The sequence below is a fragment of the Mesorhizobium sp. WSM3866 genome, assembly GCF_002294795.1.
Lineage (GTDB): Bacteria > Pseudomonadota > Alphaproteobacteria > Rhizobiales > Rhizobiaceae > Mesorhizobium.
In genome coordinates, this window is record NZ_NSGC01000001.1 from 660,956 (window position 1) to 677,530 (window position 16,575).

At 64.2% G+C, this 16,575-nt stretch carries 14 protein-coding genes; 9 read left to right on the plus strand and 5 right to left on the minus strand.

Features of this window, described 5'->3' with window-relative positions; all coding sequences use genetic code 11:
- The first annotated feature begins 56 nt into the window (after nucleotides 1-56).
- Entirely contained in the window at nucleotides 57-1,070 is a 1,014-nt protein-coding gene (locus CK222_RS03155; protein WP_066996441.1) for a type II secretion system F family protein, read from the plus strand.
- 13 nt (nucleotides 1,071-1,083) lie between these two features.
- Nucleotides 1,084-2,100, plus strand: a complete 1,017-nt coding sequence (locus CK222_RS03160; protein WP_066996444.1) for a type II secretion system F family protein — start codon at nucleotides 1,084-1,086, stop codon at nucleotides 2,098-2,100.
- 186 nt (nucleotides 2,101-2,286) lie between these two features.
- Here the strand turns inward: CK222_RS03160 and CK222_RS03165 are convergent, their stop codons facing one another.
- Nucleotides 2,287-3,114 (minus strand): tetratricopeptide repeat protein, encoded by an 828-nt coding sequence (locus tag CK222_RS03165; RefSeq protein WP_095799347.1) that lies wholly within the window; start codon nucleotides 3,112-3,114, stop codon nucleotides 2,287-2,289.
- Between the two features lie 122 nt (nucleotides 3,115-3,236).
- Here CK222_RS03165 and CK222_RS03170 point away from each other — a divergent pair, with 122 nt between their 5' ends.
- The 5 genes from CK222_RS03170 to pdeM all read left to right on the plus strand — a co-directional run bounded on the left by CK222_RS03170 (nucleotide 3,237) and on the right by pdeM (nucleotide 9,429).
- Entirely contained in the window at nucleotides 3,237-4,607 is a 1,371-nt protein-coding gene (locus CK222_RS03170) for a leucyl aminopeptidase family protein (protein ID WP_095799348.1), read from the plus strand.
- A gap of 68 nt (nucleotides 4,608-4,675) precedes the next feature.
- Entirely contained in the window at nucleotides 4,676-5,026 is a 351-nt protein-coding gene (locus CK222_RS03175; RefSeq protein WP_066996450.1) for a MarR family winged helix-turn-helix transcriptional regulator, read from the plus strand.
- Nucleotides 5,027-5,076: 50 nt separating this feature from the next.
- Complete coding sequence (locus tag CK222_RS03180) at nucleotides 5,077-5,937, plus strand: NlpC/P60 family protein (RefSeq protein ID WP_095799349.1); 861 nt, start codon at nucleotides 5,077-5,079, stop codon at nucleotides 5,935-5,937.
- A gap of 227 nt (nucleotides 5,938-6,164) precedes the next feature.
- The gene (locus CK222_RS03185) at nucleotides 6,165-8,696 is read left to right on the plus strand and encodes a ligase-associated DNA damage response DEXH box helicase (protein ID WP_095799485.1); all 2,532 of its coding nucleotides are present in this window, start codon (nucleotides 6,165-6,167) and stop codon (nucleotides 8,694-8,696) included.
- A gap of 16 nt (nucleotides 8,697-8,712) precedes the next feature.
- Nucleotides 8,713-9,429, plus strand: a complete 717-nt coding sequence (gene pdeM, locus CK222_RS03190; protein WP_095799350.1) for a ligase-associated DNA damage response endonuclease PdeM — start codon at nucleotides 8,713-8,715, stop codon at nucleotides 9,427-9,429.
- Between the two features lie 7 nt (nucleotides 9,430-9,436).
- Here pdeM and CK222_RS03195 read toward each other — a convergent pair whose 3' ends face one another.
- The 3 genes from CK222_RS03195 to CK222_RS03205 are packed head-to-tail and all read right to left on the minus strand — an operon-like array spanning nucleotide 9,437 to nucleotide 14,046.
- Complete coding sequence (locus CK222_RS03195) at nucleotides 9,437-10,372, minus strand: DmsC/YnfH family molybdoenzyme membrane anchor subunit (protein ID WP_095799351.1); 936 nt, start codon at nucleotides 10,370-10,372, stop codon at nucleotides 9,437-9,439.
- 12 nt (nucleotides 10,373-10,384) lie between these two features.
- Complete coding sequence (locus CK222_RS03200) at nucleotides 10,385-11,119, minus strand: 4Fe-4S dicluster domain-containing protein (RefSeq protein ID WP_095799352.1); 735 nt, start codon at nucleotides 11,117-11,119, stop codon at nucleotides 10,385-10,387.
- The gene (locus tag CK222_RS03205; RefSeq protein ID WP_095799353.1) at nucleotides 11,116-14,046 is read right to left on the minus strand and encodes a molybdopterin oxidoreductase family protein; all 2,931 of its coding nucleotides are present in this window, start codon (nucleotides 14,044-14,046) and stop codon (nucleotides 11,116-11,118) included. The genes CK222_RS03200 and CK222_RS03205 overlap by 4 nt, the downstream gene beginning before the upstream one ends.
- Before the next feature lie 77 nt (nucleotides 14,047-14,123).
- On the opposite strand from CK222_RS03205, the gene CK222_RS32150 reads away from it, so the two are divergent.
- Complete coding sequence (locus tag CK222_RS32150) at nucleotides 14,124-14,270, plus strand: hypothetical protein (RefSeq protein WP_156751064.1); 147 nt, start codon at nucleotides 14,124-14,126, stop codon at nucleotides 14,268-14,270.
- Between the two features lie 54 nt (nucleotides 14,271-14,324).
- Nucleotides 14,325-15,233: a LysR substrate-binding domain-containing protein gene (locus CK222_RS03210; RefSeq protein ID WP_095799354.1), complete on the plus strand. Its 909-nt coding sequence runs from the start codon at nucleotides 14,325-14,327 to the stop codon at nucleotides 15,231-15,233.
- 12 nt (nucleotides 15,234-15,245) lie between these two features.
- Here the strand turns inward: CK222_RS03210 and CK222_RS03215 are convergent, their stop codons facing one another.
- Complete coding sequence (locus CK222_RS03215; RefSeq protein WP_095799355.1) at nucleotides 15,246-16,502, minus strand: Hsp70 family protein; 1,257 nt, start codon at nucleotides 16,500-16,502, stop codon at nucleotides 15,246-15,248.
- Nucleotides 16,503-16,575 lie beyond the last annotated feature (73 nt).

A 16,575-nucleotide genomic window follows, 5' to 3' on the forward strand; every position in this document is an offset into this window, starting at 1 on the left:
CTTTTGTAAAAAGCTGAACCGCTCTGGTGCATCTGGAGGTGTAGGGGCCCCGGTCGATGTTCGGAATTGACACCACGGTTCTGGCTTTCGTCGTGCTCGCGGGCCTCAGCGCCGGCGCGATAGCCTATGCCTTCCTGTTCAAGCGCATCGATAACGAGAAGCAGGCCGGCAAGCGCCTTGAAACGATCAAGACGGCCGAGACCGACCGATCGGTGGTGAAGGCTACGCGCGACCGCGCCGCGGAAGCGGTCAGACGGCGCAAGACGCTTCAGGATTCGCTCAAGCAGCTCGACGAAAAGCAGAAAACCAATGACCGCAACGTCAAGAAACCGCCGCTGAGGGCCCAGATCCGCCAGGCCGGCATGACCGTCTCCCTCGAGCGCTTCTATATCTACTCGGTGATCTGCGGCATCGTGCTTACGATCCTCGCCTTTCTTGCCGGCGCGCCGTTGCTGGTCCTGCCCGGCGCTCTCTTGGCCGGAGCCCTCGGCCTGCCGCGCTGGTTCGTCTCGTTTCGTCGCGCGCGCCGGGTGAAGGCCTTCCTGGAGGAATTCCCGAATGCCCTCGACATCATCGTGCGTGCGGTGAAGTCTGGTCTGCCGCTCAACGACGCGATCCGCCTGATCGCCAATGAATCCCCGGAGCCGGTCCGCTCCGAATTCCGCCGTATCGTCGATTCCCAGCAGATGGGTATGTCGATCCCCGATGCCACGATGCGCATGTCCGAGACCATGCCATGCACCGAGGCCGGCTTCTTCGGCATCGTCATCCAGATCCAGTCGCAGGCCGGCGGCAATCTCTCCGAAGCGCTGGGCAACCTTTCGCGCGTGCTGCGCGACCGCAAGAAGATGAAGGCCAAGGTACAGGCGCTGTCGATGGAAGCAAAGGCATCCGCCGTCATCATCGGCGCCCTGCCGTTCGTCGTCGCCTTTCTCGTCTATCTGACAAGTCCGAACTACATCATGCCGCTATTCACCACCAGCGTCGGCAATCTGATCCTCGGCTGCTCCGGCGTCTGGATGTCGATCGGCATCCTGGTGATGCGCAAGATGATGAACTTCGAAGTGTAGGGACGCGGATCCAATGACAGACCAGGTCGTCAAGACGCTAACCGATCCTTCGTTTCTTATCGCGCTCCTGGTCGGCATCGCGGTTTTTGCGACCGTCTTCACGCTCATGCCTGCGCTTGGCGGCAATCAGCTCAAGGCGCGCATGAAAACCGTGGCGCTCGAGCGTGATGAGCTGCGCGCCAAGCAGCGTCAGCGGCTCGCCAATGAAGCCGATCGCCGCCGCAAGGGTTTGCGCGAGGAACAGTCGATCGGCATGCGCAACATCGTCGAACGGCTGGATCTCAAGCGCGCACTTGCCGACGAAGGCACGCTGCAGAAGTTGAAAGTTGCAGGCTTCCGCGGCCAGAATCCGCTGACGCGCTTCCTGTTCTTTCGTCTGATCCTGCCCTTTGTCGGATTCGCGCTCGCGGCGATCTACCTGTTCCTTCTCGGCGGTCTGGCGCAGCAGCCTGCCTTCATCAAGCTGTTCGTCTGCATTCTTGTAGCCTATGGCGGCTTCTATGCGCCGATCCTCTACGTCAACAACCGCGCCACCAAGCGCAAGCAGTCGATCCAACTGGCGTGGCCGGACGCGCTCGACCTGATGCTGATCTGCGTCGAATCCGGCATGTCGGTGGAAGCAGCGCTTCGCAAGGTCGCCGACGAGATCGGTACTCAGTCCGTCGCCCTCGCCGAGGAATTCGTGCTCACCAATGCCGAGCTCTCCTATCTGCAGGACCGCAGGGTCGCTTACGAGAACCTGGCAAGCCGCACCGGCCTGGATTCCGTGAAGGCGGTGACCCAGGCCCTGGTCCAGGCGGAGCGCTACGGCACGCCGGTGGCGCATGCGCTGCGCGTGCTCGCCTCAGAAAGCCGCGACATGCGTATGAATGCGGCCGAAAAGAAGGCCGCAGCACTGCCGCCGAAGCTCACCGTGCCGATGATCCTCTTCTTCCTGCCGGTTCTGTTCGCCATCATTCTAGGGCCGGCCGGCATCCAGGTCAGCCAGCGCGGCATCTTTGGCGATCAGCACAATTCCAGCAGCCAATAGGCGAAGCCATCGAAGTCATGACAGAAGCCGCGTGGCAGGCGCCGCGCGGCTTTGCTGTCTGGCCCAGCCTTGAAGCAATTCCAGGAAAAGTGTGTAACGGTTTTCCGTCCGGAATTGCGGAAAAAACAAACAGCTAGAGCAACTCGCGGTTTCCGTAGAACGATGACCTCTGTAGGTGCCGGGCAGTCAGTTGGTCGCGACCTTCGCCTTGCCCTTGTCCTGATCCTTGAGTTGGCTCCAGGCATTCTGCTGCGCAAGCATCTGACGCAGATAGGCGATATTGGCCTGCGCCTGCTCCGGCGAAAGCTCCTGCGAGGCGATCTTTTCGGCCTCGTCGAAACGACCCTGCAGGCCGACGACCAGCGCCAGGTTCTGCCGCACCCGGCTGTCGGCGTTGGGTTGCTGCGCGGCCGAGCGCATATAGGTCTCGGCGGTGCGCAGATCCCCCTCCAGCACATAGGACATGCCGAGATTGGAAAGGATCGAGGGTTCGTTCGGCTTGAGCTCGAGCGCCTTCCGGTAGTCCTGACGTGCCTCGTCCCGCTGCCCCATCTGGTCAAGGATGGCGGCTTCAGCCGAAACCAGGCGCCAGTCCGGATATTCCGGCGTCTGCGCGCGGCGCACCGCATCGAGCGCCTGCTCGAACTGCCCGTTGGCGGCAAGCGCCTTGCCGTAGGCGGCGAGCACGTCGCGGTCCTTGGGGTAGGCTATCGCGAGCTTGCGCATCACCGCCAGCGACTGGTCGGCGTCGCCATCCATCTGCAGCGCCGCGGCATAGTTGGTGGCGATGCGTTTGTCATTCGGGTTCCGGGCGTAGGATTCGCCGAGCCTGGTCGTGGCACTGTGCAGTTCGCTGGCCGACATCGTTTCCAGGGGCCGGTTGTCGGAGCGGGAAATGGAGCCGGTCGTGAACTTGCTGGTACTGCCGCAGCCGGCCACGCTGGCCGCCAGCACCGCCATCAATGCCGTGGTGACCAGACGCTTGCTTGTGAAGGTCAACGCTTTGATCGGCATCGGCGCCTATCTCCATTCCTGCGCGGCCATTAAGCTGGCCGTCTTCCCTCCCACAGAAATATTCTGTTAACCCTAACGGATCGTTAAGAAGCCGACTCGCCGTGCCGGCCGGAGACCATCGAATGCCTGTCGAACTTATTGACCAGAAACCGGAAGCAGCCTTGCCAGTCTACCTGGTGGGAAAGGATGGCCTCGACGGCACTGGCCTTTCCCCTTCCGTCATCGCTTGGGCACGGGCCAACGGCTTTTCCGGCGAGGCGGGCCGCACGCTCGTTCTGCCGGCCGAAGGTGGAGGTCTCGCCGGCGCGCTGTTCGGCACCGGCGACGGCGAGAGCCAGCTTGCCGTGGGCGCCCTGGCGCGGGCGCTGCCCGAGGGTGAATGGCATTTCGCCCAGGATCTGCCAGCGCCCGATCTTGCGGCGCTGGCCGTCGTCCTCGGCGGCTACGCCTTCACCCGCTACGGCAAGAAACCCGGCAGGGCGTTGCGCTTCGCGCTGCCGTCGGGCGCCGACGGCGCGCATGTGCGCCGCACCGCCGAGGCTATTTTCCTGACGCGCGATCTCGTCAACACGCCGACGAGCGACATGGGGCCGGATGAGTTCGAGGAGGCTGTCCGGGCATTGGCAGCCGGGCACGGCGCCGACGTCTCCGTCGTCAAGGGTGACGATCTCCTGGCGCGGAATTTTCCGATGATCCATGCCGTCGGCCGCGCCTCGGCCGGCGCGCCGAGGCTGATTGACATGACCTGGGGCCCGAGCGACGCGCCGAAGGTGACGCTGGTCGGCAAGGGCGTCTGCTTCGACACCGGCGGCCTCGACATCAAGCCGTCGTCGGGCATGCTGCTGATGAAGAAGGACATGGGCGGCGCCGCCAACGTGCTGGGTCTCGCCTCGATGATCATGGCGGCGAAACGGAATGTGCGGCTGCGCGTGCTGATCCCTGCGGTCGAGAATTCGATCGCCGGCAATGCCTTCCGGCCTGGCGACGTGCTGAGAAGTCGCAAGGGGATAACGGTGGAGATCGGCAACACCGATGCTGAAGGCCGGCTAGTGCTGGCCGACGCTCTGGCGCTTGCCGACGAGGAAAGGCCGGCCCTGCTGTTCGACATGGCGACCTTGACCGGAGCGGCCCGTGTTGCGCTCGGCCCCGATCTGCCGCCCTTCTATACCGGCGACGAGGCACTGGCGTCCGACCTGGCTGCGGCTTCGCTTGCTGTCGAGGATCCGCTGTGGCGCATGCCGCTGTGGCGTCCCTATGACGCGAAGCTTTCCTCGAAGATCGCCGACGTCAACAATGTCACGACGGACGGCTTCGCCGGATCGATCACGGCGGCGCTCTTCCTCAAGCGCTTTGTCGAGAAGACGCCCGGATGGGCGCATTTCGACATTTTTGCCTGGAACCCGAATGACCGCCCGCACGGCCTGACCGGGGGCGAGGCGCAAGGCATTCGCGCGCTGGAGCGAGTGATCTCGAAGCGCTTCGGGCGAGTGTGACGAGAAAACTGGCAAAAGCCGCCGCGGACTGAAACGGAAGCGAAACAATTTGCCGTCATGCTTGGCAAATGTCGATCTCGATGCGCCCGAGCCAGGCCTTGCGACTGTGGCAGCAGGTATTGCTGTCGCAGGTGCGCGACGACGCGCCCGACCTCACCATGCGCCAGACCGCCATCCTGCTCACCATCTACCTCGATCCGCCGCCGCATACGGTGCGCGGGCTGGCCGCGAGGCTCAACGTCACCAAGCCGGTCATTACCCGCGCGCTCGACACGATGGGCGCGCTGAAGCTGGTTTCGCGCCACCGCGACGAGCTCGACAAGCGCAATGTGCTGATCCGGCGCACGGTGGAGGGCGCGCTCTTTGTCGAGCGCTTCGGCGATGGTATCGTCGCAAAGGCGCATGAGCTGCCCATCTGACCGACAACTCGTCTGTCTGACCGATAAACTCATTTGACTGGACTACCGATTTGACCGCCAGGGATGCCCGCCTTCACGCCTTTCGTTCCGATCTCGCCGATGCCAGGCTGAAGGGGGAAGTCGCCGCCGATCGCTTTGTCGCCGGCCGCCCGGCGCGGATCACTACCGCCGTCGCCGACCTGCGCAAGGCGCCGCGCCCCGATGCCGGCATCAACACGCAGGCGCTGTTCGGCGACGACGTGCTGGTCTTCGAGGTTGCGGAAGGCTGGGCCTGGGTGCAGGCCGAGCGCGACGGCTATGTCGGCTATGCCGCCGACAATGTACTCGGCGCACGTGAGCATGCGCCCACCCACATCGTCTCCGTGCCGCGCACCTTCCTCTATCCCGGACCGGACCTGCGCTTCCCGATCGGCGGGCAACTGTCGATGGGCTCCGCGGTGACGGTGACGGGTTCCGCCGAAACGCGCGGCACGCACTACGCGCTGCTGCCATCCGGCCAGGCCGTCATTGCCCGCCATCTGCGGCCGCTCGCCGAGGTTGCAGACGACTTTGTGACGGTCGCCGAAAGCTTCCTCGGCACGCCATACCTCTGGGGCGGCGTCTCCGGCTTCGGCATCGACTGCTCCGGCCTCGTGCAACTGTCGATGCGCATGGCCGGCAAGGATGTGCTGCGCGACTCCGACATGCAGGCGGCATCGATCGGGACGCCGCTCGAGCCAGGCCCTGAGTATTCCGGGCTGCAGCGCGGCGACCTCGTCTTCTGGAAGGGCCACGTCGCGATCATGACCGACGCGAAGGACATGATCCACGCCAATGGCCACACGATGCTGGTCTCGCGCGAAGGGCTGAAGGAGGCCGTCGAGCGGATCGGCTATCTCTATGGCGGCCCGACCGGGTTCCGCAGGCCTTAGCGCGCCCTAATCTCCCCATGGGAGAGAAGTCGGATTGCCCCGATTTGCTCTTCGCAAGTCGGCTGGCAATCTGGATGAGGGGTAAGTAGCGCCAAGCTGGATCACCCTCATTAGTCTCGGCGCCGCGCGCCGGGCCACCTTCTCCCACACGGGGAGAGGGGAAGAATGATCCCCTTTTGTTCCGATTTTCCTTGGCGATCGCTTGCCAGCGCGCTACCTCTTTGCGCGTGACAGAGCAGCCGCGCCTCGCCGAACAGAATGTCGCCGTCCTTCTCCCCGAGCCGTTCGTAAAATGGTTCGCTGCAAAAGGCTGGTCGCCGCGCGCCCACCAGCTCGAACTGCTGGCGAAGGCTCAAGCCGGCCAATCGGCGCTGCTGATCGCGCCGACCGGCGCCGGCAAGACCCTGGCCGGATTCCTGCCCTCGCTTACCGAGCTCGCCAGGCGTCCGCGCCGCAAGCCCGGTGGGGCGCATCGTGGCATCCACACGCTCTACATCTCGCCGCTCAAGGCGCTGGCCGTCGACATCGAGCGCAATCTCGGCAAGCCGGTCGAGGAGATCGGACTGCCGGTGACCATCGAGACCCGTACCGGCGACACGCCCTCGCACAAGCGCCAGCGGCAGAAGCTCGCGCCGCCCGACATCCTGCTCACCACCCCCGAACAGCTCGCGCTTCTGATTGCCTCGGCCGACGCCAGGCGCTTCTTCGAGGATTTGCGTTATGTCGTCCTCGACGAATTGCATTCGCTCGTCACCTCGAAGCGCGGGCATCTTTTGGCGCTAGGCCTGGCGCGGCTGCGCACCTTCGTCCCTGAGCTGCAGACCATCGGCCTGTCGGCTACGGTCGCCGAGCCGGATGAGTTGCGGCGCTGGCTGGTCAGCCAGGCTTCCCCTGAGGCCATGTCCGAGTTGATCGTCGTCACAGGCGGTGCCAAGCCCGACATCTCCATTCTCGATTCCGAAGAGCGGGTGCCATGGGCTGGCCATTCCGCCCGCTACGCCACTCCGGAGATCTATCGCGAGGTCAAGCGGCACAAGACGACGCTGCTCTTTGTCAACACGCGCAGCCAGGCCGAGCTGCTGTTTCAGGAGCTGTGGCGCGTCAACGACGACACGTTGCCGATCGCCTTGCATCACGGCTCGCTCGACGTCGCCCAGCGGCGGCGGGTCGAGAAGGCGATGGGTGAAAACGCCTTGCGCGCTATCGTCGCCACCTCGACATTGGACCTGGGCATCGACTGGGGCGATGTCGATCTGGTCGTGCATGTCGGCGCGCCGAAGGGGGCAAGCCGCCTGGCACAGCGCATCGGCCGCGCCAACCACCGCATGGATGAGCCATCGAAGGCGATCCTGATCCCGGCCAACCGGTTTGAGGTGCTTGAATGCCGTGCCGCGCTCGACGCCAACTATCTCGGCGCGCAGGACACGCCGCCTTTGGTCAATGGCGGGCTCGACGTGCTGGCGCAGCATGTGCTCGGCTGCGCCTGCGGTGCCCCGTTCCACGCCGACGCGCTGTTTGACGAGGTGAGATCGGCTGCGCCCTATGTCAGCCTAGACCGCCCGACATTCGACCGGGTCATCGACTTCGTCGCCACCGGCGGATACGCGCTGAGAAACTACGAGCGCTACGCCCGTATCCGCCAAACCAAGGAAGGCTTGTGGCGAGTATCCAATCCCCGCGTGGCGCAACAGTACCGGCTCAATGTCGGGACCATCATCGAAGTGCCGGCCCTCAACGTTCGTTACGTCCAGGCTGGAAGCAAGGGCGCGGCCTCGCGCGGCGGCAGAGTCTTGGGAAAGATCGAGGAAGCGTTTCTCGAGACCTTGACCTATGGCGACACTTTCATGTTCGCCGGAAGGGTTCTGCGCTTCGAGGGTATCCGCGACAATGAGTGCTTCGTGTCGAATGCTCCCGGAAGCGAAGCAAAGGTCCCCTACTATGGCGGCGGCAAATTCCCGCTTTCGACTTATCTCGCCGAGCAGGTGCGCGCCATGCTCGACGATCCGCAGCGCTGGAAGAAGCTGCCCGAGCAGGTGGCCGATTGGCTGCGGTTTCAGGCCGATAAATCCGTCCTGCCGAAACGGGACGATCTGCTGATCGAGACCTTTCCACGCGGAAACCGGCACTATCTCGTAGCCTATCCATTCGAAGGCAGGCTCGCGCATCAGACGCTGGGCATGCTGCTGACGCGCCGCCTGGATCGAGCGGGCGCCAAACCGGTCGGGTTTGTTGCCACCGACTATGCGTTGGCTATTTGGTCGCTGGCCGACATGGGCTGGATGTTCAAAAACAAAAAACCATCGCTGGCTGCGCTCTTCGATCAGGACATGCTCGGTGACGATCTCGAGGCATGGTTTGCCGACAGTTGGCTGCTCAAGCGCACCTTCCGCAACTGCGCGCTGATCTCCGGACTGATCGAGAAACGTCATCCCGGCAAGGAGAAAAGCGGCCGCCAGGTCACCGTCTCGACAGACCTGATCTATGACGTGCTGCGCAGCCACGAGCCCGACCACATCCTGCTCCAGGCGACGCGTGCCGATGCAGCGACCGGATTGCTCGATGTCAGCAGACTTGCCGAGATGCTCTCGCGCATCCGCGGTCGAATCGTGCATAAGGACCTGGAACAGATATCGCCGCTAGCCGTGCCGATCATGCTCGAAATCGGCAAGATGCCGGTGCATGGCGAGGCGGATGAAACGCTGTTGATGGATGCCGCCACCCTCGTTGAAGAGGCCATGGGGCCGGAGATGGCCGACTGAGAGAAGGCAAGAGGGGATGAATTTTTCGCTGTCGCGCGCAACGCTGATCGCCGAGGCCGACTTTGTCGGCATCGCCGGCGAACGCGCGGTTTGCGACCGGCGCGGCGTGCTCTATTTCCCCGATCTGCGGCTGCTTGCGGTCGCCGACCTGCATCTCGAAAAGGGCTCGTCCTTCGCCAGGCGCGGCGCGCTGATCCCGCCTTATGACACAGGTGCGACCTTGCTGCGCCTGCAGGCCGTGATCGCCGACTACGGTCCGCGGATCGTTGTCAGCCTTGGCGACTCCTTCCACGACGGCGGCGGCGCCGAGCGCATGCATCTAAGCTTCCGCGAGCGGCTGGAGGCGATGATAGCCGGCCGCGACTGGTTCTGGGTTGCCGGCAACCATGATCCGGATGCTCCCGCCGACCTGCCTGGCGAGACGGTGAGGGAACTCGCGATCGGTTCGCTTGTCTTCCGCCATGAACCATCCAAGCTGCGGGTGGAAGGCGAGATCGCCGGCCATCTGCATCCCTGCGCCCGCATCGTCCAGCGCGGCCGCTCGGTCAGGCGGCGCTGCTTCGCCGGTGACGGCGGCCGCATGATCATGCCGGCCTTCGGCGCCTATACCGGCTCGCTCAACGTGCTCGACCGCGCCTATGCCGGACTGTTCCGCCTGGAAACGCTTGTTGCCTACATGCTGGGTGCGGAGCGCATCTTTGCCATTTCCGGCTCGATGCTGCGGCCGGGCTGAAGCGGCTTCATCTGCCGTAATAGAGCGTGACGGTGTGCTTTGCCTCGGCGAAGAACAGCCAGCGTTCGACCAGCATGCCCACGAATTGCATAAGCGCTGCAAGCAGTGATGCGGCTGCTGCGAAAGGCCATGGCAAGGCGAAGGCGATCACGAGCAAGATGGCCGGCACGGCGAAGGCCAGCACCTGCGTGATTCGCCTCAGCTTCGCGCTATGCTTGCGCGCAATGCGAAAACCCATCTCCTTGAGCAGGTAGTTTTCTTCGGTGTGCGGCCATTCGATGGACCGCACAGTGCCGCCGGCGAGGCCGGTCGCCGTGTTGCCCGTGGTCGGGATTTCCAGCTTGTCGTTGTAGTGCCAGGTCGCAAGCTTCCAGCCCCACCCGGCGAGCGTGGCAAGCAGCGCGCCGGCCAGAACCAAGGTTGATCCGGTGCCGAAGCTTCGCAGCAGGCCGTTGAGCAGCAAGCCACCCGTCATTACCGAGAAGATAAGATAAGCCGGCAAAGTATAACGGCTGTGCCACTGCGCGATCGGTTTCAGCGAGGCATAGATCATTCCGGTCGTACAGACTGTCACGACGCCGCCGGCGGCAGCCAGCAGGCCAACGATGGCCACCCAACCGCCGCTTTTGCCCATCAGCACCCAGCCAATGCCGAACAGCCCGGCCGGGATGAAGGTCGCGACCGAGGCGACCCCTTCGCGCGACAGCCAGGAGCTTCGCCATTGAGAGAAGGCGCGCCAGGCGCGTTCAGGGCGGCCGAGATGGCCGGTCGAGGAGAGCAGGCCGGCCACGATCAAGCCAAGCGAAAGCGCCATGCCGACGAGCCCGAGCGAGAAATCGGGTGCGATGAATCCCAGCCCGCCAAGGACGCCGAGCAGCGCCAGCAGGCCGTAGCCAGCCCCGGTGGCGGTGGTGAAGAACACGACGGAATAGGCGGGATGCATGGCTGGGCGAATTCAGTTCGAAAGCATGCGGTCGATCCAGCCGAGGAAGCCTCCGTCGGCCCGGATCGGTTCCAGCGCCGGCGCGTCCACCTTCGCCGCGCGCTCGGTGCGGGCACGCGGGGGCAGGTATTTGTTGGTCGGCTTGTAGCCAAGCTCGGGCATCAACTCGACGCCGCCACGCTCTTCTACCAGGTGCGAGATTGCCGAGGCGGGATCGCCCAGATCGCCGAAATGCCGAGCGCTGGTCGGGCAGGCGGCGACGCAGGCCGGCACGCGGTCCTCTGTCGCCAGATTGTCGTTGTAGATGCGGTCCACACAGAGCGTGCATTTCTTCATCACGCCGACATCCGTATCGAATTCGCGCGCGCCATAGGGACAGGCCCAGCTGCACAGCTTGCAGCCGATGCACTTGTCCTCGTCGACCAGCACGATCCCATCGGAGGCGCGCTTGTAGGAGGCGCCGGTCGGACAGACGGTGACGCAGGCTGGCTGCTCGCAATGCAGGCAGGAGCGCGGGAAGTTCACCGTGCGGCCGCCTTGTTCGGTCGTGTGCTCATAGCTGTGCACGCGGTTGAACCAGACGCCGTCGACACGCCCGCCATACGGATCGATGTCGGTCAGCGGCGCCATGTGTCCGCCGGTGTTCCATTCCTTGCAAGCGGTGACGCAGGCCTGGCAGCCGACGCAGGTGTCGAGGTCGATGACGAGGCCGAGCTTCTTCTCGGTTTGGGCGGGAAGGCAGGTCATTCGGCGGCTTCCCTTTTTATGCGGAATCCATCGCCGAAGCGAAGCACATCCGGTGACGGCTCGAAATTTGGCGGCTGCCGCAAGCGCTCGAATTGCGGCTCGGCGAAGCCGGCCTCTTCCGCCGCGCATTTGGCGATACGCACGCGCACGTCGAACCATGCCGCCTGTCCGGTGACGGGGTCGGAGTTCGAATAGCGCTTGTCGTTGACGGTAGCCGCGGTCTGGTCGCCGATGATGTGATTGAGCAAGAAGCCGCGATTGCTCTCTGCGGCGTCGTCCTTCAGCCCCCAGCTGCCGCGCCGCTTGCCGATAGCGTTCCAGGTCCAGACAGTGTCCGGGTTGACGCCGTCGATCAGCTTGATCTGACCCTTCACGCGGCCGTTGATGCTTTCGATCCACACCCAGTCGTCGTCGGCCAGCCCAAGCCTCGCTGCCGTCCGCCGGTGCACGAACAGCCGGTTCTGGCTGGTGATTTGTCTCAGCCACGCATTCTGCGAGCCCCAGGAATGGTACATATGCATCGGCCGCTGCGTCAGCGCATGCAGCGGATATTTCTGGAGATCGACGGCGTCGTCCTCGAAGGACGCGTACCAGAACGGCAGCGGGTCCATATAGGCTTCGATCCGGTCGCGCTCGGCCTCCGGCGGCTGCACCTTGCCATGACCGCGCGCGGCGAGGCGAAAGCGCTGCATCGGCTCCGAATAGAGCTGGAAGATGATCGGATCGGCCTTGGAGATGAATCCCATCTGCACGGCAAAGTCGAGATAGGCGCGGTTGCCCATCTTGTAATAGCGCTGGTCGTCGGCGAACTCGTGGTGCCAGAAACCGCCATTGTCGATGTAGCGCTGCAACTGGTCCGGGTTCACCTCGCCTTTGCCGATCGCGTCGCCGTTCTTACCGCGCCAGCCGGCAAGCGGGCCGATGCCGGGCGTGCGCTCGTGGTTGACGATGTAGTCGGCATAGTCGCGGTATTTCGCCGAACCGTCTTCGTTGGCGAAACCAGGCAGGCCGAGCCGCGCACCGAGCTCGATCAGCACCGACTGGAACGGCCGGACATCCCGGTCCGGCTGCACCACCGGGTGACGGATGGCATCGCCCGGCCCGTCGGCATGGCTGATCGGCCGGTCGAGCAGGCTGATGCAGTCGTGCCGCTCGAGATAGGTCGTGTCGGGCAGCACCAGGTCGGCGAACGGCACCGTCTCGGAATAATAGGCGTCGGAATAAATGATGAAGGGGATCTTGTAGTCGCCCGCCTCGTCCTTGTCGGTGAGCATACGAACCGTCTCGACGGTATTCATCGAGGAGTTCCAGGCCATGTTCGACATATACATCATCAGCGTGTCGATCGGATAAGGATCGCCGGCCCAGGCATTGCGGATGACGCTGTGCATCAGGCCGTGGGCCGCAAGCGGCGCCTCCCAGGAATAGGCCTTGTCGATGCGGATCGGTGTGCCGACCTCGTCGACGAGCAGATCGTCGGGCCCTGAGACGAAGCCGAGCGGCATACCCTCCAGCGGCGTCATCGGGCGGACGTTCTTGCCTGCGGGCTTTGGCCCCGGCGGCGCGCAACGCGGATAGGGCGGCTTGAAGCGGAAGCCGCCGGGCACGTCCACCGTGCCGAGCAGAACCTGCAGCAGGTGGATGGCGCGGCAAGTATGAAAGCCGTTGGAATGGGCCGAGATGCCGCGCATGGCATGCATCGACACCGGCCGGCCCTTCATCGTCTCGTGCCGACGGCCGGCCCAATCGGTCCAGGCGACCGGCAGCTCGATCGCCTGCTCGAAGGCGATATGCGCCAGCTCCGCCGCGATCCGTCGGATGGTGTCGGCGCCGACCCCGCAGCGCTCCGCCACCGCCTCCGGCGAATGGCTTTCGTGCAGGTATCGGTCGGCGATCAGCTGAAATACCGGTGCGCAGCGGCGGCCATTGACCGTGTAGCTGCCGGTCAGTGCTGGTTTGGCATCCGGATCGGCGGCATTGACGGGCGCCTTCGCCACCCTGTCCCAAGCCAACAGGTTGCCGTCATCATCGCGCATGAACAATCCGTCATCGGCGGAACCGGGCTCCTGTACGACAAGCACCGGCGCGTTGGTGTAGCGCAGCAGATAGTCGAGATCTATGCTGCCGGCCTTGAGCAACTCATGGACGAGCGCCAGCACGAACAGTCCGTCCGTGCCGGGTCGTATGCCGATCCAGTCATCGGCAATCGCGTTGTAGCCGGTGCGGCAAGGGTTGATCGACAGCACCTTGGCGCCGCGCGCCTTGAGCTTGCCGAGGCCGATCTTGATCGGATTGGAATCATGATCCTCGGCGACGCCGAACAGCATGAAGTATTTTGTGTTGTCCCAGTCGGGCTCGCCGAACTCCCAGAACGAGCCGCCGATCGTGTAGAGCCCACCGGCCGCCATGTTGACCGAGCAGAAGCCGCCATGGGCGGCGAAGTTGGGCGTACCGAACTGGCTCGCCCACCAGCCGGTCAGCGACTGCGACTGGTCGCGCCCGGTGAAAAAGGCAAGCTTTCTCGGATCGGTGCGGCGGACCGCCGACAGCCGCTCGGTGGCGATGGTGAGCGCTTCGTCCCATTCGATCTCGCGAAACTCGCCGGAGTCACGAGGCCCTGTGCGCAGCAGCGGCTTCCTCAGCCGCGCCGGGCTGTAATGCTGCATGATGCCGGCGCTGCCCTTGCCGCAGATCACACCCCGGTTCACCGGGTGGTCTTTGTTGCCGTTGATGTAGCGCACCTTGCCGTCCTTGATGTGGACGTCGATGCCGCAGCGGCAGGCGCACATGTAGCAGGTGGTTTTGGCGATGCGGTCGGACACGCTCGGCGAGGTCTCGACGCCGTCGCCTTCGTCAGGCGCCTGGCTGTCGGCCAGCGGCCGCTGCGAGGGCGCGGAGTTTGCGCCGCGTGGTTCAGCTAGGCTCATGATCCGCGAACGCTCTTGCCGCTTGCCATCTTGGCCTTCGTCTTCGGACCGGGCCCGCGCATATAATGCAGCTCAGGATGGTAGCGGTCGCCGGCGAGCTGCCGCTTCAGCTGGCGGCTCCAATGCGCGAAAAGGGATTTGAAGCGCCCGATCATTTCCAACCTTGGCGGCAGAACGGCCAATTTTTTCCAAGCTCGGGTAAAAAGTTAGAACAAAGCGATTGATCTGTCTAACAAGCCGCTCTTGTAATTCCGATCGATTTTCCTTCTTAGTTGGCCATGACCCTCGATCAGCTTCGCATCTTCGTCGCCGTCGCCGAGCATGGCCACATGACCAAGGCGGCCGACCTGCTCGGCATCTCGCAATCGGCCGCCTCTGCCGCCATCCGCGCGCTCGAAAGCCATCATGGCGTGCGGCTGTTCAACCGGGTCGGCCGCAACATCGAGCTCGCGCAGACCGGCCACCGCTTCCTGCCCGAAGCCAAGGCTGTTCTGGAACGGGCAGCGGCTGCCCACGACGTGCTGGAGCATGTTTCCCAGACCATCACCGGCAGCCTGTCGATATCGGCCAGCCAGACCATCGCCAGCTACTGGCTGCCGAGGCGCCTGGCATCCTTCCACGAAGCCTATCCGGCGGTGCGCCTGAGCGTCACCATCGGCAACACGCGGCAGGTCGAGACCAATGTGCTGGACGGCCGGGCCGATTTCGGGCTGGTCGAGGGCCGCACCGAGTCCGACATATTGCGGCGCGCCACGGTCGATGAGGATCGCCCCATGCTGGTCGTGGCGGGCTCACATCCCGAGCTTCCGACGACGCCGGCTGGAAACCTCGACATCAGGTCGTTGCGCTGGATCATCAGGGAGGGCGGGTCGGGCACGCGCGAGGCGCTGGAGGATTTTGCGCGCAGTGAAGGGGTTCCGCCGGCGGAGTTGCAGATCTTTCTTGTTCTGCCCAGCAACGAGGCTGTGCGTCAGGCGGTGGAGGCTGGTGCCGGCGCGACTATAATTTCCGAGCTCGTCATTGCGCGTTCGCTGGCGGAAGGCAGCTTGCGATCCGTGCCGGTCATTCTGCCGAAACGCGATTTCGCCATGATTACCCATCGCGACCGGCAGGCGAGCCTCGCGCAAATGGCGCTCAAGGCGCATCTCACCGGCAAGCAGAACGCGTCGTCAACGGGGAGGGGCTAGAGCAAGGAAGCGTCAGGCGAATTTGCGCCGCGCATCAAGCGCGAGCCCAAGCCCGACCGAGCCGAACATATCGCCTTCGATAACCGAGGCCTGCGGCACCAGCGAAAGGATCCGCCGCTTTGCCAGCGGGATCGCCGTCGAACCGCCGGTGAGGAACACAGCGGTGATGGCCGAAGCGGGAACGCCTGCGTCGGCAATCGTTTGCCTGACCGTCGCGGCCACCCGTTCGATATCGCCGCCGATCGTCTCTTCCAGGCCGGCGCGCGTGATCCCGGCCGCGAAGCGTACGCCGGGCAGCGACACCTTCACCTCGGCCCAGGAATGTTCTGTCAGCGCGATCTTGGCCCGTTCGACCAGGCCGGCCATCGCATGGCCGTAACGATGCTCGACAATGTGGATGAAGCGGTCGACGAGATCGGCGCGCTCGGCTTCGAAGCGGATCTGCTTCAAATCCGACATCGCCTTCGCGGTGTAAATGAGATTGATGCGCTGCCAGGTGGCGAGGTCGATGAAATAACTTGCCGGCAGATTGCGCTTGCCGTCCTTGGTCGGGGTCAGATAGCCGAGCTCGGGCATGATATGGGCGATGCTAAGCAGCCGGTCGAAATCCGTGCCGCCGATATGGATGCCGCGATTGGCCAATATGTCGCCCTTGCGGTCGTCCGAGCGGGCGCGCTCCGGCGAGACGCGCACGATCGAGAAGTCGGAGGTGCCGCCGCCCATGTCGACGATCAGCGCCAGCTCTTCGCGGGCGACATTCTGTTCGTAGTCGAGTGCGGCCGCGATCGGCTCGAACTGGAAGGCGATGTGCTTGAAGCCCTGCGCGCGCGCTGCCTTTTCAAGCTCGCTTTGCGCTTTGGCGTCGGCGTCGGCATCGTCATCGACGAACTGCACGGGGCGGCCGAGCACGACGCGTTCGACCGGGCCGCCGGCATCCTCTTCCAGCCGCTTCTTCAAATGGCTGATGAATAAACCGATGATGTCGGTGAAGCCGATCAGGCGCGCCTTGATGCGCGTCTTCTCGTTGGCGAGCGAGCTGCCGAGAACGCTTTTCAGCGAGCGCATCAGCCGGCCCTCCACGCTGTCGGTGTAGTCGGCGATTGCGCGGCGGCCGAAATAGGTGTGGCCGTCCTCGAAGTTGAAGAAGACGGCGCTCGGCAAAGTGGGCTGTTCGCCCTCCAGCGCCACCAGTTGCGCCCGGCCGTTGCGGATCACGCCCACTGTGGAATTGGACGTGCCGAAATCGATGCCGCCGAATGCTGGATGCATAGCAGCCTCCTGTCATTGGTTTCGTCGCAGCGCATCGCCGGCGTCGAAAAACGCGCCGTCACCCGGTCGCCGG